The organism is Nonomuraea sp. NPDC050328 (assembly GCF_044459405.1).
GTDB lineage: Bacteria > Actinomycetota > Actinomycetes > Streptosporangiales > Streptosporangiaceae > Nonomuraea.
Genome location: NZ_JBITIW010000002.1, coordinates 550,114 through 563,494 on the forward strand (window position 1 = coordinate 550,114; position 13,381 = coordinate 563,494).

General features: G+C 72.4%; 11 protein-coding genes. 7 read left to right on the forward strand and 4 right to left on the reverse strand.

The genetic code is table 11. The features are described 5' to 3' along the window. Position 1: 1 nt before the first annotated feature. On the reverse strand, positions 2 to 517 hold the full coding sequence (locus tag ACIBG7_RS08745; protein ID WP_397335684.1) for a pyridoxamine 5'-phosphate oxidase family protein: 516 nt from the start codon (positions 515 to 517) through the stop codon (positions 2 to 4). A 198-nt stretch (positions 518 to 715) separates the two neighbouring features. On the opposite strand from ACIBG7_RS08745, the gene ACIBG7_RS08750 reads away from it, so the two are divergent. The 7 genes from ACIBG7_RS08750 (at position 716) to ACIBG7_RS08780 (ending at position 8,100) form a co-directional block, all read left to right on the forward strand. After that, on the forward strand, positions 716 to 2,281 hold the full coding sequence (locus tag ACIBG7_RS08750; protein ID WP_357931929.1) for an MFS transporter: 1,566 nt from the start codon (positions 716 to 718) through the stop codon (positions 2,279 to 2,281). A gap of 7 nt (positions 2,282 to 2,288) precedes the next feature. Further along, positions 2,289 to 2,894, forward strand: coding sequence for a TetR/AcrR family transcriptional regulator (locus ACIBG7_RS08755; RefSeq protein ID WP_357931927.1), 606 nt, complete (start codon positions 2,289 to 2,291; stop codon positions 2,892 to 2,894). Positions 2,895 to 3,070: 176 nt separating this feature from the next. Continuing rightward, positions 3,071 to 5,086: a hypothetical protein gene (locus tag ACIBG7_RS08760; protein ID WP_397335685.1), complete on the forward strand. Its 2,016-nt coding sequence runs from the start codon at positions 3,071 to 3,073 to the stop codon at positions 5,084 to 5,086. A 38-nt stretch (positions 5,087 to 5,124) separates the two neighbouring features. Further along, complete coding sequence (locus ACIBG7_RS08765) at positions 5,125 to 5,556, forward strand: hypothetical protein (RefSeq protein WP_397335686.1); 432 nt, start codon at positions 5,125 to 5,127, stop codon at positions 5,554 to 5,556. Between the two features lie 88 nt (positions 5,557 to 5,644). Then, positions 5,645 to 6,886: a hypothetical protein gene (locus ACIBG7_RS08770; RefSeq protein ID WP_357931919.1), complete on the forward strand. Its 1,242-nt coding sequence runs from the start codon at positions 5,645 to 5,647 to the stop codon at positions 6,884 to 6,886. After that, on the forward strand, positions 6,883 to 7,431 hold the full coding sequence (locus tag ACIBG7_RS08775) for a TetR/AcrR family transcriptional regulator (protein WP_357931917.1): 549 nt from the start codon (positions 6,883 to 6,885) through the stop codon (positions 7,429 to 7,431). Before ACIBG7_RS08770 ends, ACIBG7_RS08775 begins: the two co-directional genes overlap by 4 nt. 69 nt (positions 7,432 to 7,500) lie before the next feature. After that, the gene (locus tag ACIBG7_RS08780) at positions 7,501 to 8,100 is read left to right on the forward strand and encodes a DinB family protein (protein ID WP_397335687.1); all 600 of its coding nucleotides are present in this window, start codon (positions 7,501 to 7,503) and stop codon (positions 8,098 to 8,100) included. 28 nt (positions 8,101 to 8,128) lie between these two features. On the opposite strand, the gene ACIBG7_RS08785 is transcribed toward ACIBG7_RS08780, so the two are convergent. Genes ACIBG7_RS08785 through ACIBG7_RS08795 form a run of 3 tightly spaced genes read right to left on the reverse strand, consistent with a single transcriptional unit; the run spans position 8,129 to position 13,353 of the window. Next, positions 8,129 to 9,898, reverse strand: coding sequence for an NAD+ synthase (locus ACIBG7_RS08785; RefSeq protein ID WP_357931911.1), 1,770 nt, complete (start codon positions 9,896 to 9,898; stop codon positions 8,129 to 8,131). A 22-nt stretch (positions 9,899 to 9,920) separates the two neighbouring features. Further along, complete coding sequence (locus ACIBG7_RS08790) at positions 9,921 to 11,888, reverse strand: histidine kinase (protein ID WP_357931909.1); 1,968 nt, start codon at positions 11,886 to 11,888, stop codon at positions 9,921 to 9,923. A gap of 13 nt (positions 11,889 to 11,901) precedes the next feature. After that, positions 11,902 to 13,353, reverse strand: a complete 1,452-nt coding sequence (locus ACIBG7_RS08795; protein ID WP_357931906.1) for a BTAD domain-containing putative transcriptional regulator — start codon at positions 13,351 to 13,353, stop codon at positions 11,902 to 11,904. Positions 13,354 to 13,381 lie beyond the last annotated feature (28 nt).

Sequence of the window (13,381 nt, forward strand, 5' to 3'; positions counted from 1 at the left end):
TTTACAGAAGCTTCGCCACATCCGGGGCATAGGCGGTCATCCAGTGCGGCTGGAGCCGGTAGTAGACGATGTCCTGGTCCCAGTCGAAGGCGTCGCCGCCGTAGAAGTCCTTGAGGTAGGCCAGCACGTCGGGCCAGTCGGCGGCCGGCGGGCCGTCCTGCGGGTTGAGGGTCTCGACGGTGCCGTGGGTGAAGACGCCGAGGTCCTCGCCCCGCAGGTGGGCGACGCTGGCGGCGGGGCGGGCGGCGAGGTGGCGGGCCTTGGCGGCGCTGCGGGCCGTACCGAAGATCCACTTGCCGTGCAGGAAGTGCCCGTCCACGCCGCTGATGCGCGGCTCGCCCTTCGCGGTCACGGTCGACAGGGCGAGGGTGCACATGCCGGTGAGCACCCGGGTGAGCTGCTCGGCGGAGAGGGCGCGCTCCCCGTTGATGATCGAGCGAAGGTGGGCGGTGGAGCCGGTGAGGGAGGCGTCGAGCAGGGTCTGGAGCTCGGCGAGTTCGTGGGTGGTTTCGCGCATCGGGTCAGGCTAGCCAGCGCCCCCGACAATCTGCCCCGGAACCGATCTGACCGGAAGCGATCTGCCCGGAACCGATCTGACCGGAGCCGGCTGACCGGAAGTCAGAGCGGAGTTTACGAAACGAAACCGTTGCGTATCGGAATGGCTCGCGATACGGTGGCGTTGCGAAACTCAATCGTATCGAAATAAGGGGCCGTCATGTCCGATCTCCGAGATGCCGAAGCCGGGCATCCAAAGCGCTGGACCATCCTTGGCGTCCTGGTCTTCAGCCTCCTGGCCGTCGTCCTGGACAACACCATCCTGAACGTCGCGATGAAAACGATCTCCGATCCTGTCGAAGGCCTGGGCGCCACCCAGGCCGAGCTGGAATGGGCGATCAACTCCTACACGCTGGTCTTCGCCGGCCTGCTGTTCACCTTCGGGGTGATCGGTGACCGGACCGGCCGCAAGCGGATGTTGTTCATCGGCATGTTGCTGTTCGGCCTGGCCTCGCTGGCCAGCGCCTACTCCCAGGACCCGATGCAACTGATCCTGGCGCGGGCCGCGATGGGCATCGGTGGTGCGGCGATCATGCCGGCCACGCTGGCGATCATCTCGAACGTCTTCCCGGCCAAGGAGCGCGGCAAGGCCATCGGCATCTGGGCCGGCGGCGTCGGCCTCGCGGTCGCCATCGGCCCGATCACCGGCGGTTTCCTGATCGAGCACTTCTGGTGGGGCTCGGTCTTCCTGATCAACGTGCCGATCGTGCTGATCAGCATGGTGCTCATCGCCACCCTGGTGCCCGAGTCGCGCGACCCCAAGCCGGCCCGGCTCGACCTCGTGGGCGTGGTGCTGTCCATCCTGGGTCTGGTCGCGCTGACCTACGGCATCATCCGCGCCGGCGAGCTGGCCACCCTCGCCGAGGTCCAGGTGCTCCTGCCGCTGCTGGGCGGCGTGGTGATCCTGGGCGTGTTCATCTGGTGGGAGCGGCGCGTCGCCAACCCGATGTTCGACGTGAGCAACTTCGGCAACGTCCGCTTCTCCACCGCCATCGGCATGATGGGCATCGTCTTCTTCGCGATGATGGGCGGGATGTTCTTCCTGACGTTCTACATCCAGATCGTCAAGGGGTTCAGCCCGATCCAGGCGGGCGCGCTGATGATCCCGTTCGCCGCCGCGCAGCTCATCTTCGCCCCGCTCAGCCAGCGGGTGAACGAGCGCTTCGGCGCCAAGCTCACCTCGACCGTCAGCCTGCTGGTCGTGACCGGCGCGCTGCTGACCTACGCGCTGTTCGACCGGGACACGCCCGTGCTGCTGATGGAGGTCGTCTTCTTCATCCAGGGCGCGGCGATGGCCAACATCATGCCGCCCGCGACCACCGCGATCATGGAGGCGCTGCCCCGCGAGAAGGCGGGCGTCGGCTCGGCCATGAGCAACACCGTCCGCCAGGTCGCCGGCGCGCTCGGCGTGGCCGTGCTCGGCTCGGTCCTGTCGGCGATCTACCGCGGCGAGATCGAGCCCGCGCTGGCCGGGCTGCCCGAGGCGGCACGGCACGCCGCCGGTGAGGGCCTGACCGGCACCATGGGCGTCGTCGCCTCGGCGGGCCCGCAGGGCAAGGCGCTGATCGATCCCGCGTTCGACGCCTTCATCCACGGCATGCACGTCACCACCCTGGTCTCCGCGGCGATCACCCTGGTGGGCGTGGTCGTGGTCGCGCGCTGGATGCCCGGGAAGGCGCCTGCCGTACCGGATCTGCGGGAAAGCAAGGAACCAGCGGTAGTGTGAGGCCGCGATGAACAGGACTGAGACCACGGCGGCCCGGCCCGCGGGCCGTCCGCGCAGCGAGAAGGCCGAGAAGGCCATCATCGAGGCCACCCTCGACCTGATCGGCGAGGGGGTCGGCGTCTCCGAGCTGTCGATCGAGGCGATCGCGGCCCGGGCCGGTGTGGGCAAGACCACCATCTACCGGCGGTGGTCCAACAAGGAGGACCTGGTCGTCGACGCGCTCGCCGCGCTCAAGGCGCCCGTCCCCGAGCTGGCCGGGGTCTCGGTCCGCGAGGACCTCGTCACGATGCTGGAGACGATGCGCAGCGAGGCGGGCTCGACCCGGACGCGGTGCGTCATGAACATCGCGATGGGCGAGTCCGACCGCTACCCGCACCTGTTCGAGCGCTTCCGGCGGATCGCCATCGAGCCGCGGCAGCGGGCGGTCCGCGAGGTGCTGGAGCGGGGCAAGCGGACCGGCGAGCTGCGGGCCGACCTCGACGTGCAGCTCGCGATGACCGCGCTCACCGGGGCCATGGTGATCCACAGCAAGTGGGCGGCGCACGGCGAGGTCCTGCCGGACGACCTGGCCGAGCGCGTGGTCGACCTGGCCCTGCGGGGCCTCGCTCCCTGACTCAGGTCATGTACGGCAAGCGGCCCGTCGCACCCTGCGGCGGGCCTTTCGCATTCCCGGACACAGGGCCCGAACAGGCTCCGCGCGCTGGGCCTGGGCAGGCCCGGGCTCAAGGCTCGGGCAGGCCCGAGCGCTGGGCCTAGGCAGAAGGTGAACAATGCTCTAATCTCGCCGCCATGCCCCCCTCGCGCAGGTTACTGACCCTCCTCGCGCTCACCTTAGGCCTGCTGTTACCCGCCGGTGCCGCCTTCGCCCACGAGGAACGCAAGGTCACCATCCCCGACGGATCGGGGAAGGTCCCGGCCTACCGGGCGGACGCCGAACCCGACCTCCTCGTCTGCAAGAGCGACAAATCCGACTTCGACCGCCGCATCGCCGCCTTCCCCGCCGACCTCAAAGCCCGAAATATCGGCCTTTTCGAGAAATGTCAGCAATCCGGATCCCGGCACCTCCAGGAAGCCGTCGACAAGGTCGACCGCCCGGGCATGACCATCGCGATCCTCCCCGGCCTCTACCGTGAAGAACCCGGTCAGGCCGCCCCCACCGGAGCCTGCGCCGCGCTCCCCGCCCGCTGGTCAAGCTGGGGCTACCAGATCCTCAGCTTCGAGCAACAGCAGCAGTGCCCGCACAACCAGAACCTCGTCGCCATCCTCGGCAAGAAGGACCTGCAGATCGAGGGCACGGGCGCCGACCCCAAGGACGTCGTCATCGACGCGGAGTACCGCAAGCTCAACGCGATCCGCGCGGACCGGGCCGACGGCATCTACTTCCGCAACTTCACCGCCCAGCGCACCACCTTCAACGGCGTCTACATCCTGGAGACCGACGGCTTCGTCATCGACCGGGTGCTCGGCCGCTGGACCGACGAGTACGGCTTCCTCACCTTCGCCAGCGACCACGGCCTCTACACCGACTGCGAGGCCTACGGCAACGGCGACGGCGGCCTCTACCCCGGCAGCGCCTCCAACCTCAACGACGGCCGGGGCCACGAGGTCCCGCGCTACGCCATCGAGATCACCCGCTGCAAGTCGCACCACAACGCGCTCGGCTACTCCGGCACCGCCGGCGACAGCATGTGGGTGCACGACAACGAGTTCTACAACAACATGGTCGGCGCCACGATGGACTCGCTCTGGCCCGACCACCCCGGCCTGCCGCAGAACCACGCCAAGTTCGAGAACAACAAGATCTACGACAACAACGAGGACTACTACCGCTACCTGCGCGACGGCACCTGCAAGAAGCCCCCGGCCGAGCGCGGCTACGAGAACGGCGTGGTCTGCCCGCAGGTCGGCGTCCCGCCCGGCACCGGCATCCTGGTCGCCGGCGGCAACTACAACGTCTTCCGCGGCAACCAGATCACCGGCCACGACCGGGCCGCCTTCCAGCTCTTCGGCGTGCCCGCCTTCATCCGCGGCGAGGAGGCGCTGGCCAAACAGGCCGACACCTCCAACTTCAACCGCTACGAGGCCAACCGCTTCGAGGGCAACGGCCTGGACGTCTGGTGGGACGGGCAGGGCACCGGCAACTGCTGGCAGGGCGACACCGGCCGCTCCGACCCGGCCGTGCTCCCGGTCTGCGCCGCCAAGGCGCCCGAGCTGTCCGGCGGCGCCACTCGGCTGGTCGCCGAGCCGATCAAGGTGCTCAAGCTCTATCTCTGCGCCGACTTCAGCGCCCAGGACGTCCGGCTCCCGGCCGGGTGCGACTGGTTCGGCGCCCGGGCGCTCGGCAAGGTCGAGGCGCAGCTCGCGCTCGGCGGCTCCGTGGTGCTGGGGCTGCTCGCGGTGTTGTTCTGGGTACGGCTCCGCCGCGGCGTGGACGGGCTCTTCCTCGGCGTGGCCACGGCCGCCGGGCTGGCCGGGCTGGCGCTCGACGTGTGGGCGGCGGCGGCCGGATCGGTCTGGCTGACCGCGGTCGCGCTGGTGGGGATGGGGATGTGGCTGACCGGGCTCGGCTGGGAGTCGCGCCGGGCGCGGCCGGTGTTCGGCTGGTTCACCGTCGTGCTCGGGGTGCTGTGCTTCGCCGACGCCTTCGACCGTGGCGTGCACCTCCTGCCGTTCCTGCCGCTGGGACCGGGGTGGATCCGGGGGTTGCTGACCGGGGTCTGGGTGTTGTGGGCGGTCGTGGTTCTCGCGCCGCGGCCTCGCCGTACCGCCGAGCCGGCCGAGCCGGTCCGGGAGGTGGCCGCTTGAGGCCGGCGGCGCGGGGGCTGGTTCCGGCGGGGGTCCCGGTGCTGATAGGCGCGGTGCTTAAGGGCGCGGTGCTTAAGGGCGCGGTGCTTAAGGGCGCGGTGCTGATGGGTGCGGTGCTGGTGGCCGGGTGCGGGACGCTCGCCGAGACGCACCACCGGCCCGGGACCAGCCACGAGGTGGTCACCGGCGCGGCCGGCGTGCCTCCCGGGGAGCGGCACGCGGACATCGTGATCAAGGGCGGCCGGGTGTCGCCGCCGCCCGGGTGGCTGGAGGTGGCCAAGGGCGGTTCGGTCAGCCTCACCGTCACCAGCGACGTGGCCGACACCGTGCACGTGCACGGCTACGACGTCGAGGCCGCCGTCACTCCCGGCGTGCCGGTCACGTTGCGCTTCACCGCGGACATGACGGGGGTCTTCGAGGTGGAGACCCACGGAAGCGGCCTGGTCCTGACCCAGGTGGCCGTCAAGTGAGCCGGGAGCGGCCTGGTCCTGACGCAGGTGGCCGTCACATGAGCCGGGGAGCTCCGGTTGGCCGGCACGCGAGCTGGGCGAGGCTCGGGTGAGCGTCGTCGACGGGGTGCTGGCGCACGGGGTCGGCAGCCGCAGCGACCTGCCGATCCCGCTGTTCTACGCCTACGCCGGGGCCTTCGCCGCGCTGGTGATCTCCTTCCTCGCGCTCGGCCTGCTGTGGGCCGACTCGCGCTTCCGCGGCGAGCTGGCGGGCCGTGTGCTGCCGGTGCGGCCGCTGCCGTGGCTGGTGCGCGGCCTGCGCCTGCTCACCCTCGCCGCACTGCTCTACACCGCGGCCTGGCTGATCGCCGGTCCGGCCGAGGACAATGCCGCGCCGTACCTGATCTACGTGGTGTTCTGGGTCGGCCTGGTGCCCGCTTCGATGCTCCTCGGCCCGGTCTGGCGGACGCTCAACCCCTTCCGCCTGCTCCCGGACACCGCCCGCCGCCCCCTGCCCGCCCGGCTCGGCTACTGGCCCGCCGCCGCGGGCCTGTTCGCCTTCACCTGGATGGAACTGGTCGCGCCGGAGCCCGCCGCGCCGCCGACCCTGCTGGTCTTCCTGGTGGGGTACGGCCTGGCCCAACTGGCCGGCACCCTGCGCCACGGCCATGCCTGGCTGGAGCGCGGCGACCCGTTCGAGGTCTACTCCACGCTCATCGGCCACCTGTCCCCGCTGGGCCGGCGCGGCGACGGCCGATGGGTGCTGCGCAGCCCCTTCAACGGACTCGACGCCCTCGCCCCGGCCCCCGGCCTGGTCGCCACCGTCTGCGTGCTGCTCGGCAGCACCGGCTACGACGGCTTCTCCACCGCTCCGGTCTGGGTGCAGACGCTGCAGTCGGCCCCGCTCGGCCGCGTCGGCACCGGCACCCTGGGCCTCCTCACCGCGATCGTCCTGGTCGCGCTGCTCTACGCCGCCTGCCTGCGGCTGGCCGCGGCCATCGGCGGCGCCCGCGACCTGCCCGCCCGCTTCGCGCACTCGCTGGTCCCGGTCGCCATCGGCTACCTCGTCGCGCACTACTTCTCGCTGCTGGTCATCGAGGGGCAACGGGCCGCCATCCTCGCCCTCGGCCTGGACGGCGCCACCGTGGACCAGGAGATCGTGTCTCCGGCGGTCATCGCCACGGTCCAGGTCTCCGCGATCATCGTCGGGCACGTCCTGGGAGTCGTGGCCGCGCACGACCGCTCGGTCCGCCTCCTGCGCCCCGAGCGCGCGGTCGCCGGTCAGATCCCGCTGTTCGTGCTCATGCTCAGCTACACCCTGGGCGGCCTGACCCTGCTGTTCGCCGCATGAGGCGCGCCCCGCTCCAGCAGCGCAGCGTCGAGCGTGTCAACCAGATGCTCGATGTGGCCGCCGCCCTGCTGGACGAGGGCGGGTACGACGCGCTCAGCACCCGGGCCGTCGCCGCCCGCACCGGGTTGCCGATCGGCTCCATCTACCGCTTCTTCCAGGACAAACGCGCTCTGGCCGACGCCCTGGCCCGGCGCAACCTCGACTCCTTCCTCGGCCGGATCGCCGCCCGCCTCGCCGCCCGCCTCGCCGGCCGGGAGCCGCCGGGCCTGTCCTGGGCGCAGGTCGTGGACCTCGTCGTGGACGAGTACCTCGACATGAAGGCCACCGTGCCCGGCTTCGCGGTGCTCGACTTCGGGGCCAACGCGGAGGTCGCCGACGCGCTCGCCGCGCTGCTCGGCGTCACCCCGGCGCCCCGGGCCCGCCGCGCGCTGCTCCTGGCCGTCGAGACCGCCGACGCCCTGCTGCGCACCCATCACGCCGACCCGGAGATGGTCGAGGAGACCAAGGAGATGTTGCGCTCCTACCTCGCCCGCCGCCTGGCCTGACCCCCGGGCGGGCGGAGGGAACTGTCGGTGGGCCTTCGTAGACTTCCCGCACCTGACGAAAGGCTGCGCATGACCCTCCCCGACCCCAAGGCCACCCTCCTCCGCTACCTCGACAGCGTCCGTGACGCGCTGCTCTGGAAGCTCGACGGGCTGCCGGAGTACGACGTCCGCCGCCCGCTGACCCCGACCGGCACGAACCTGCTGGGCCTGGTGAAACACGTGGCCTCGGTGGAAGCCGGCTACCTGGGGCTGGTGTTCGACCGGCCGTTCCCCGACACCCGGCCGTGGATGCTCGGGGACGCCGAGCCCAACGCGGACATGTGGGCCACGGAGGAGGAGTCGCGGGAGGAGATCCTCGACCTCTACCGGCGGGTGCGCGAGCACGCGGCGGCGACCGTCGAGGCGCTGGAGCTCGACTCGCGCGGGACGGTGCCCTGGTGGGGGGAGGCGCGCCGCGAGGTCAGCCTCCACCAGATCCTGGTGCACCTGGTCGCGGAGCTCAACCGGCACGCCGGCCAGGCCGACATCCTGCGCGAGACCCTCGACGGGTCGGCCGGACTCGTCCAGGGCAACGACAACCTGGTCGAGGGCGACCAGGCCTGGTGGCAGGCCTACCACGCCAGGCTGGAGCAGGCGGCCAGAACGGCGGCCGGCCTGCCCCCGGCCTGAGGCGCGGCGCAGACTCCTCGCGGCCGGGTCAGAGCGTCTCGCGCCAGCGGTTGGTGATGGGCAGGCGGCGGTCCCGGCCGAAGTTCTTGGGCGTGATCTTCGGGCCCGGCGGATACTGCCGCCGCTTGTACTCGGCGAGGTCCACCAGGCGGATCACCCGCGCGACCAGCGCGGCGTCGTGCCCGGCTGCGACGAGCTCGGCCGAGCCCATGTCCTTCTCCACGTAGTCGTCCAGGAGCCGGTCCAGCACCTCGTAGGGCGGCAGGGAGTCGGTGTCGCGCTGGTCGGGCCGCAGCTCGGCGCTGGGTTCCTTGGTGATGGAGTTCTCCGGGATCGGCGTCGCCGCGTCGAGGAGGAACCACGGGTAGGAGTGCTCGTTCCGCCAGCGGGACAACGCCCAGACCATCGTCTTCGGCACGTCCTTGATCGGCGCGTAACCGCCGGCCGAGTCGCCGTAGAGGGTCGAGTAGCCGGTGGCCAGCTCGCTCTTGTTGCCGGTGGTCAGCACCAGGTGGCCGTGCTGGTTGGACAGGCTCATCAGGAGCATGCCGCGCACCCGCGCCTGGAGGTTCTCCGCCGCCAGGCCGGAGATGTCGATCTCCTTCTCGAAGGCGGTGACGATCTCGGCGATCGGCACGACCCGCGAGTTGAGCCCCTGCCGCCGCACGAGCTCCTCGGCGTCGCCGATGGAGTGGTCGGAGGAGTAGCGCGAGGGCATGAGGACGACGTCCACGCGGGAGGGGCCGATGGCGTCGGCGGCGATGGTCGCGGTGAGCGCCGAGTCGATGCCACCGGACAGCCCCAGGATGACCGATTCGAAGCCGTTCTTGGCGACGTAGTCGCGCACGCCGAGCACCAGGGCGGCGTAGACCTCGCCCACGTCGTCCAGCCGGGGCGCGATGACCGGCGGCTCGGCCGGGTAGGGCGCCACCGGCTCGGCCGACAGCTCGAACCGGTCGACGGTGATCGTCGTGCCGTCCCCGGCGTCGTGGGCGGCCTGCCCGAAGGGCGCGGTGGCCAGCGGCAGGTCGAGGTCGACGACGAGCAGGTCCTCCTGGAACTGCGCGCCCCGGGCGAGCACCTCGCCTTCGGCGGAGACGACCAGCGAGTCGCCGTCGAAGACCAGCTCGTCCTGGCCGCCGACCTGGTTGACGTAGGCCAGGGCGCACCCGGCCTCGCGGGCGCGCCGGGCCACCAGCTCCAGGCGCGCGTCGTCCTTCTCCCGCTCGTACGGCGAGGCGTTCGGCACCACCAGCAGCCCCGCCCCCGCCTGCCCCACGACGGCGACCGGCCCGCCCTCCTGCCAGAGGTCCTCGCACACCGCGACCGCCACGTCCACCCCGTGCAGCCGGAAGATCGGCAGCCGGTCCCCGCGCACGAAGTAGCGGTACTCGTCGAAGACCCCGTAGTTGGGCAGGTGGTGCTTCGCCGTCCGGGTGACGACCCGTCCCTCGTAGAGGAGCGCGGCGGCGTCGAGCGGCGCCCCCTTGGGCTGGCCGACCCGGGGCGCGAGCCCGGCGCGGTCGACGTAGCCGACCAGGACGGGCAGCCCGCCGAGCCCGGCCTCGGCCAGCGCGGCGGCGGCCGAGTCGAGGGCGGCGATGGAGGCCTCCACGAAGGAGGTGCGCAGCACCAGGTCCTCGACGGGGTATCCGGTGAGGAACATCTCCGTGAAGACGGCCAGGTGCGCGCCGCGCGCGGCGGCCTCACGCGTGTAGTCGAGCAGTTTGGCCGTGTTCGCGGCGAAGTCGCCGACGACCGGGTTGGTCTGTGCCAGGGCGATGCGGAGCTGTCCCATGGATCAAGCCTAACACCTATCGTCACATTGACGATAACCAGGGGAGGGCCGCTTCGACCCTGGTCCCGCCGCCCGGACGGGGAAGCGCGACACACGTCCCGCCCACCTCGGCAGCACGCTCCCGCATCGCCTCCAGGCCGCTCCCCAGCGACCCGGCCGCCCACGGCCCGTCGTCCTCCACCCGGACGACGAGCGCCTCGGCGCCCGCGTCGAGCAGGATCCGCACGTCGTGCCCCCGGGCGTGGCGGCGCAGGTCGGCGAGAGCCTCGCGGACGATCCGGTAGGCCGCGCCCTCCAGCGCGACCGGCAGCCCGGTGAGCGAGCCGCGCACGCTCACCCGGGCCTCGCTCCCGGCCAGCGCGCGGACCGCGCCCTCCAGCCCGAGGCTCTCCAGCGTGGGCGGACGCAGCCCGTACACCAGCTCCCGCACCTCCTGGGCCACCCCGTCCATGCCCTCGCGCAGGTCGCCGAGGAGCTGCTCGGCGGAGGAGGGCGCGCTGTGCAGGCTGGTGCGCACCTGGTTCAGCGACTGGGCCATCCCGGCCAGCGCCTGGCCGAGCCCGTGGTCGAGGTCTCGCCGCAGCCGCCGCCGTTCCTCCTCGCGGGCGGCCATGATCTGCTCCCGGGTACGCTGCAGGTCCTCCGAGACGCCGATCGCGTGCGCCACGTCCGCGAGGTACGGCAGCGCCGCCGCGATCAGCCGGTCGGTGTGCTCGCGGGAGAAGCGGCGTTCGCCGGGCGGCCCCAGCAGGAGGGTGCCGGCCAGGTCGTTGTGCCAGACGAGCGGCAGTTCACGAGGTCGGGGCCCGAGCCGGCCCAGCTCGGTCCGGCGGGTGTCGCGCACCTCGACGGCGAGGCCGGCGACGCCGAGGCCGTCCATGGTGATCTCGGCCATCGTGGTCAGCGCCCGGGCCGGGTCGGTGCTGCCCGCCTCGGCCGACAGGCGCTCGGCCAGGTGCCGTGGGTCGCCGTGCCTGCCGTACATGTGCTGGTCGACCAGGCGGCGCAGCCGCGTGCGCAGCGGATGGAAGAAGGCCCCGGCGACGAGGGCGGCGGCCAGCCCGGCCTGCCGGTCGTAGCCGGAGACGGCCAGGCCGACCGCGCCGGAGACGGCGAGGTAGACGGTGCCGACCACGGCGGCGATGCCCGCGCCGACCAGCGCGCGGCTGACGATGACGTCGAGGTCGAACAATCGGTAGCGCAGCACCGAGAAGCAGATGCCGAGCGCGGTGAGGAAGACGCCTAGCACCGCGGGCACGGAGAAGTCGGGCCCGGCGAGCATGCCGGCCACGTAGAGCGCGAAGCCGGTGAGCGGCCAGGCGATCTGCCGCCGCACCACGGCGTTGCCGCGCCGGGCGCGCAGGGCCATGCCGAGGAGGCTGACCAGCAGCAGGATCTGGACGGACACGTAGTAGGTGCGGTTGAGCGCCGGGCCGAGGCCGGCCAGCGCGTCCCAGCCGAGCGGGTTGGGGATGACCACCGGCCACGGGTAGCCCGCCAGCGGCGGGTCCGGGCGGACGATGCCGCGCACGATCTCCAGCGTCACCAGCACGGTGGCGATCACCACGACGGGCCGCCAGCGCCTGGACGGCAGCCGGCCGTCGGGCAGGTAGAGCGGGAAGATGACGGCCAGCAGCATGCCGCCCGCGGCCCAGCCGGTGTGCGAGACCCAGCGCAGGCAGCCGGCGGCGGTCAGCTCGCCCATCGAGGCGGCGAAGGCCATGGCCGAGGCGCCCGCCCCGCGCAGGCCGCAGGCCAGCCCGCCGGCGATGGCCAGCCACGCCAGCCCGTGGCGGGGCTGGCGGCTGACGATGAAGGCGCCGATGGCCGGCAGGACGAGGGCGGCGGCGAAGTCCGGCAGCACCACGACGCCCTGCTGCGCGCGGGCCGGCTGCCACGGCTCGGGCAGGCTGAGGCCCAGCACCAGCCCGCCGACGGCCAGCACGGCGGACAGCACCGCCAGCCCGGCCGCGACCGGCGTCCGCACCATCAGAGGGCACCCGTCATCGCGCCGGTCTCACCAGCCCCGACTCGTAGGCGAGCACGACGAGCTGCGCCCGGTCGATCAGGCCGAGCCGCTCCAGCAGCCCCGAGATGGCCGCGCCCACCGCGGGCTCGTCCAGGTGGAGGGTGAGCGCGATCTGCTTGTTGGTCAGCCCCCGCGCGATGAGCCGCAGCAGGTCGAGCTGGTCGTCGGTCACGCCGGCCAGCGCCGGGGGAGCGGCCGGGTCGGACCGCCCGGCGAAGGAGGCGATGAGCCGGGTGGTGACCGCGGGGTCGATCAGCGCGTCGCCCGCCGCGGCGGCCCGCAGGGCGGCGATGAGCTGCTCGGGCGGCGAGGTCTTCAGGATGAACCCGCTGACCCCGGCCCGCAGCGCGGCGTAGAGGTTGTCGTCGGTGCCGAACGTGGTCATCATGATCACCTTCGGCGGATCCGGCTGCGCCAGGATGCGCCGTGCGGCGGTCAGCCCGTCGAGCCGCGGCATCTGGATGTCGAGCAGCACCAGGTCCGGCCGCAGCTCGGCGACCGCGGCGATGGCCTGCTCGCCGTCGCTGGCCTCGCCGGCGAACTCCAGGCCCGGCTCGGAGTCCAGCACGACCCGCATGCCGGTGCGCACTAGCGCCTGGTCGTCGGTGACCAGCACCCGCAGGCTCCGGGTGGCAGGCCCGGGCGTGCTCACCGCGACCGGCGCGGTGGGGGCCGGTTCGGGGTCGAGGCGCTGGGCGAGCATGTCGCTCTCCAGCCGCTGGAGTGCGGCCGACAGGTCGAGGCCCAGCTCGTCCCGCCAGGCCGCGCGGGCACGGCGGAGCGCGGCCAGGGCGTCGCCCTGGCGGCCGGTGCGGTAGAGGGCCAGCGCCAGCAGCCGCCAGGCCTCCTCGCGCAGCGGGTGCGCGAACGCGTGCGCCTCCAGGTCGGGCACGAGCGCGGTCGCCTTGCCGAGCAGGATCCCGGCGTCGGCGCGGCGCTCGACCGCGACCAGGCGCAGCTCCTCCAGCCGGCCGGCCTCCGTGATGGCCCACGGCAGGTCGGCGAACTCGGCCAGCGCGGGCCCGCGCCACAGGTGGAGGGCGGCGTCGATCTCGTCCCACACCTGGCCGGGATCGCCCCCGGCCTGGAGCACGACGGTCTCGAACCGCCAGGAGTCGACCTGCTCGGTCGTGGCGCGCAGGCCGTAACCAGGCGGCGCGGTCACCAGGACCGAGGCCTCCTCTCGGGGGGCACGGGCCGGCTCCAGCGAGCGGCGCAGCCGGGAGACGTACCCCTGGATGGTCGACAGGGCCTGGGCGGGCGGGGTGCCCGGCCAGAGCTCGTCGATGAGCGTGGTGACGGGCACAGCTCGGCCCCGGGCGACCAGAAGGCGGGCCAGAACCGCCATCTGGCGGAGTCCGCCCAGGTCAAGCGGTTCCGCGTCGATGCAGACCTGGAACGGTCCGAGCGTGTGAAAGGTCAACATGGCATCAGTAAGCGTAGATCCGCCACTT

What these genes read in the sequence shown, in the direction of transcription:
- ACIBG7_RS08775 (WP_357931917.1), top strand. Translation starts at nt 6,883, where the DNA reads ATGAGGCGCGCCCCGCTCCAGCAGCGCAGCGTCGAGCGTGTCAACCAG.
- ACIBG7_RS08795 (WP_357931906.1), bottom strand. Translation starts at nt 13,353, where the DNA reads ATGTTGACCTTTCACACGCTCGGACCGTTCCAGGTCTGCATCGACGCG.
- ACIBG7_RS08785 (WP_357931911.1), bottom strand. Translation starts at nt 9,898, where the DNA reads ATGGGACAGCTCCGCATCGCCCTGGCACAGACCAACCCGGTCGTCGGC.
- ACIBG7_RS08760 (WP_397335685.1), top strand. Translation starts at nt 3,071, where the DNA reads ATGCCCCCCTCGCGCAGGTTACTGACCCTCCTCGCGCTCACCTTAGGC.
- ACIBG7_RS08780 (WP_397335687.1), top strand. Translation starts at nt 7,501, where the DNA reads ATGACCCTCCCCGACCCCAAGGCCACCCTCCTCCGCTACCTCGACAGC.
- ACIBG7_RS08790 (WP_357931909.1), bottom strand. Translation starts at nt 11,888, where the DNA reads ATGGTGCGGACGCCGGTCGCGGCCGGGCTGGCGGTGCTGTCCGCCGTG.
- ACIBG7_RS08745 (WP_397335684.1), bottom strand. Translation starts at nt 517, where the DNA reads ATGCGCGAAACCACCCACGAACTCGCCGAGCTCCAGACCCTGCTCGAC.
- ACIBG7_RS08755 (WP_357931927.1), top strand. Translation starts at nt 2,289, where the DNA reads ATGAACAGGACTGAGACCACGGCGGCCCGGCCCGCGGGCCGTCCGCGC.
- ACIBG7_RS08750 (WP_357931929.1), top strand. Translation starts at nt 716, where the DNA reads ATGTCCGATCTCCGAGATGCCGAAGCCGGGCATCCAAAGCGCTGGACC.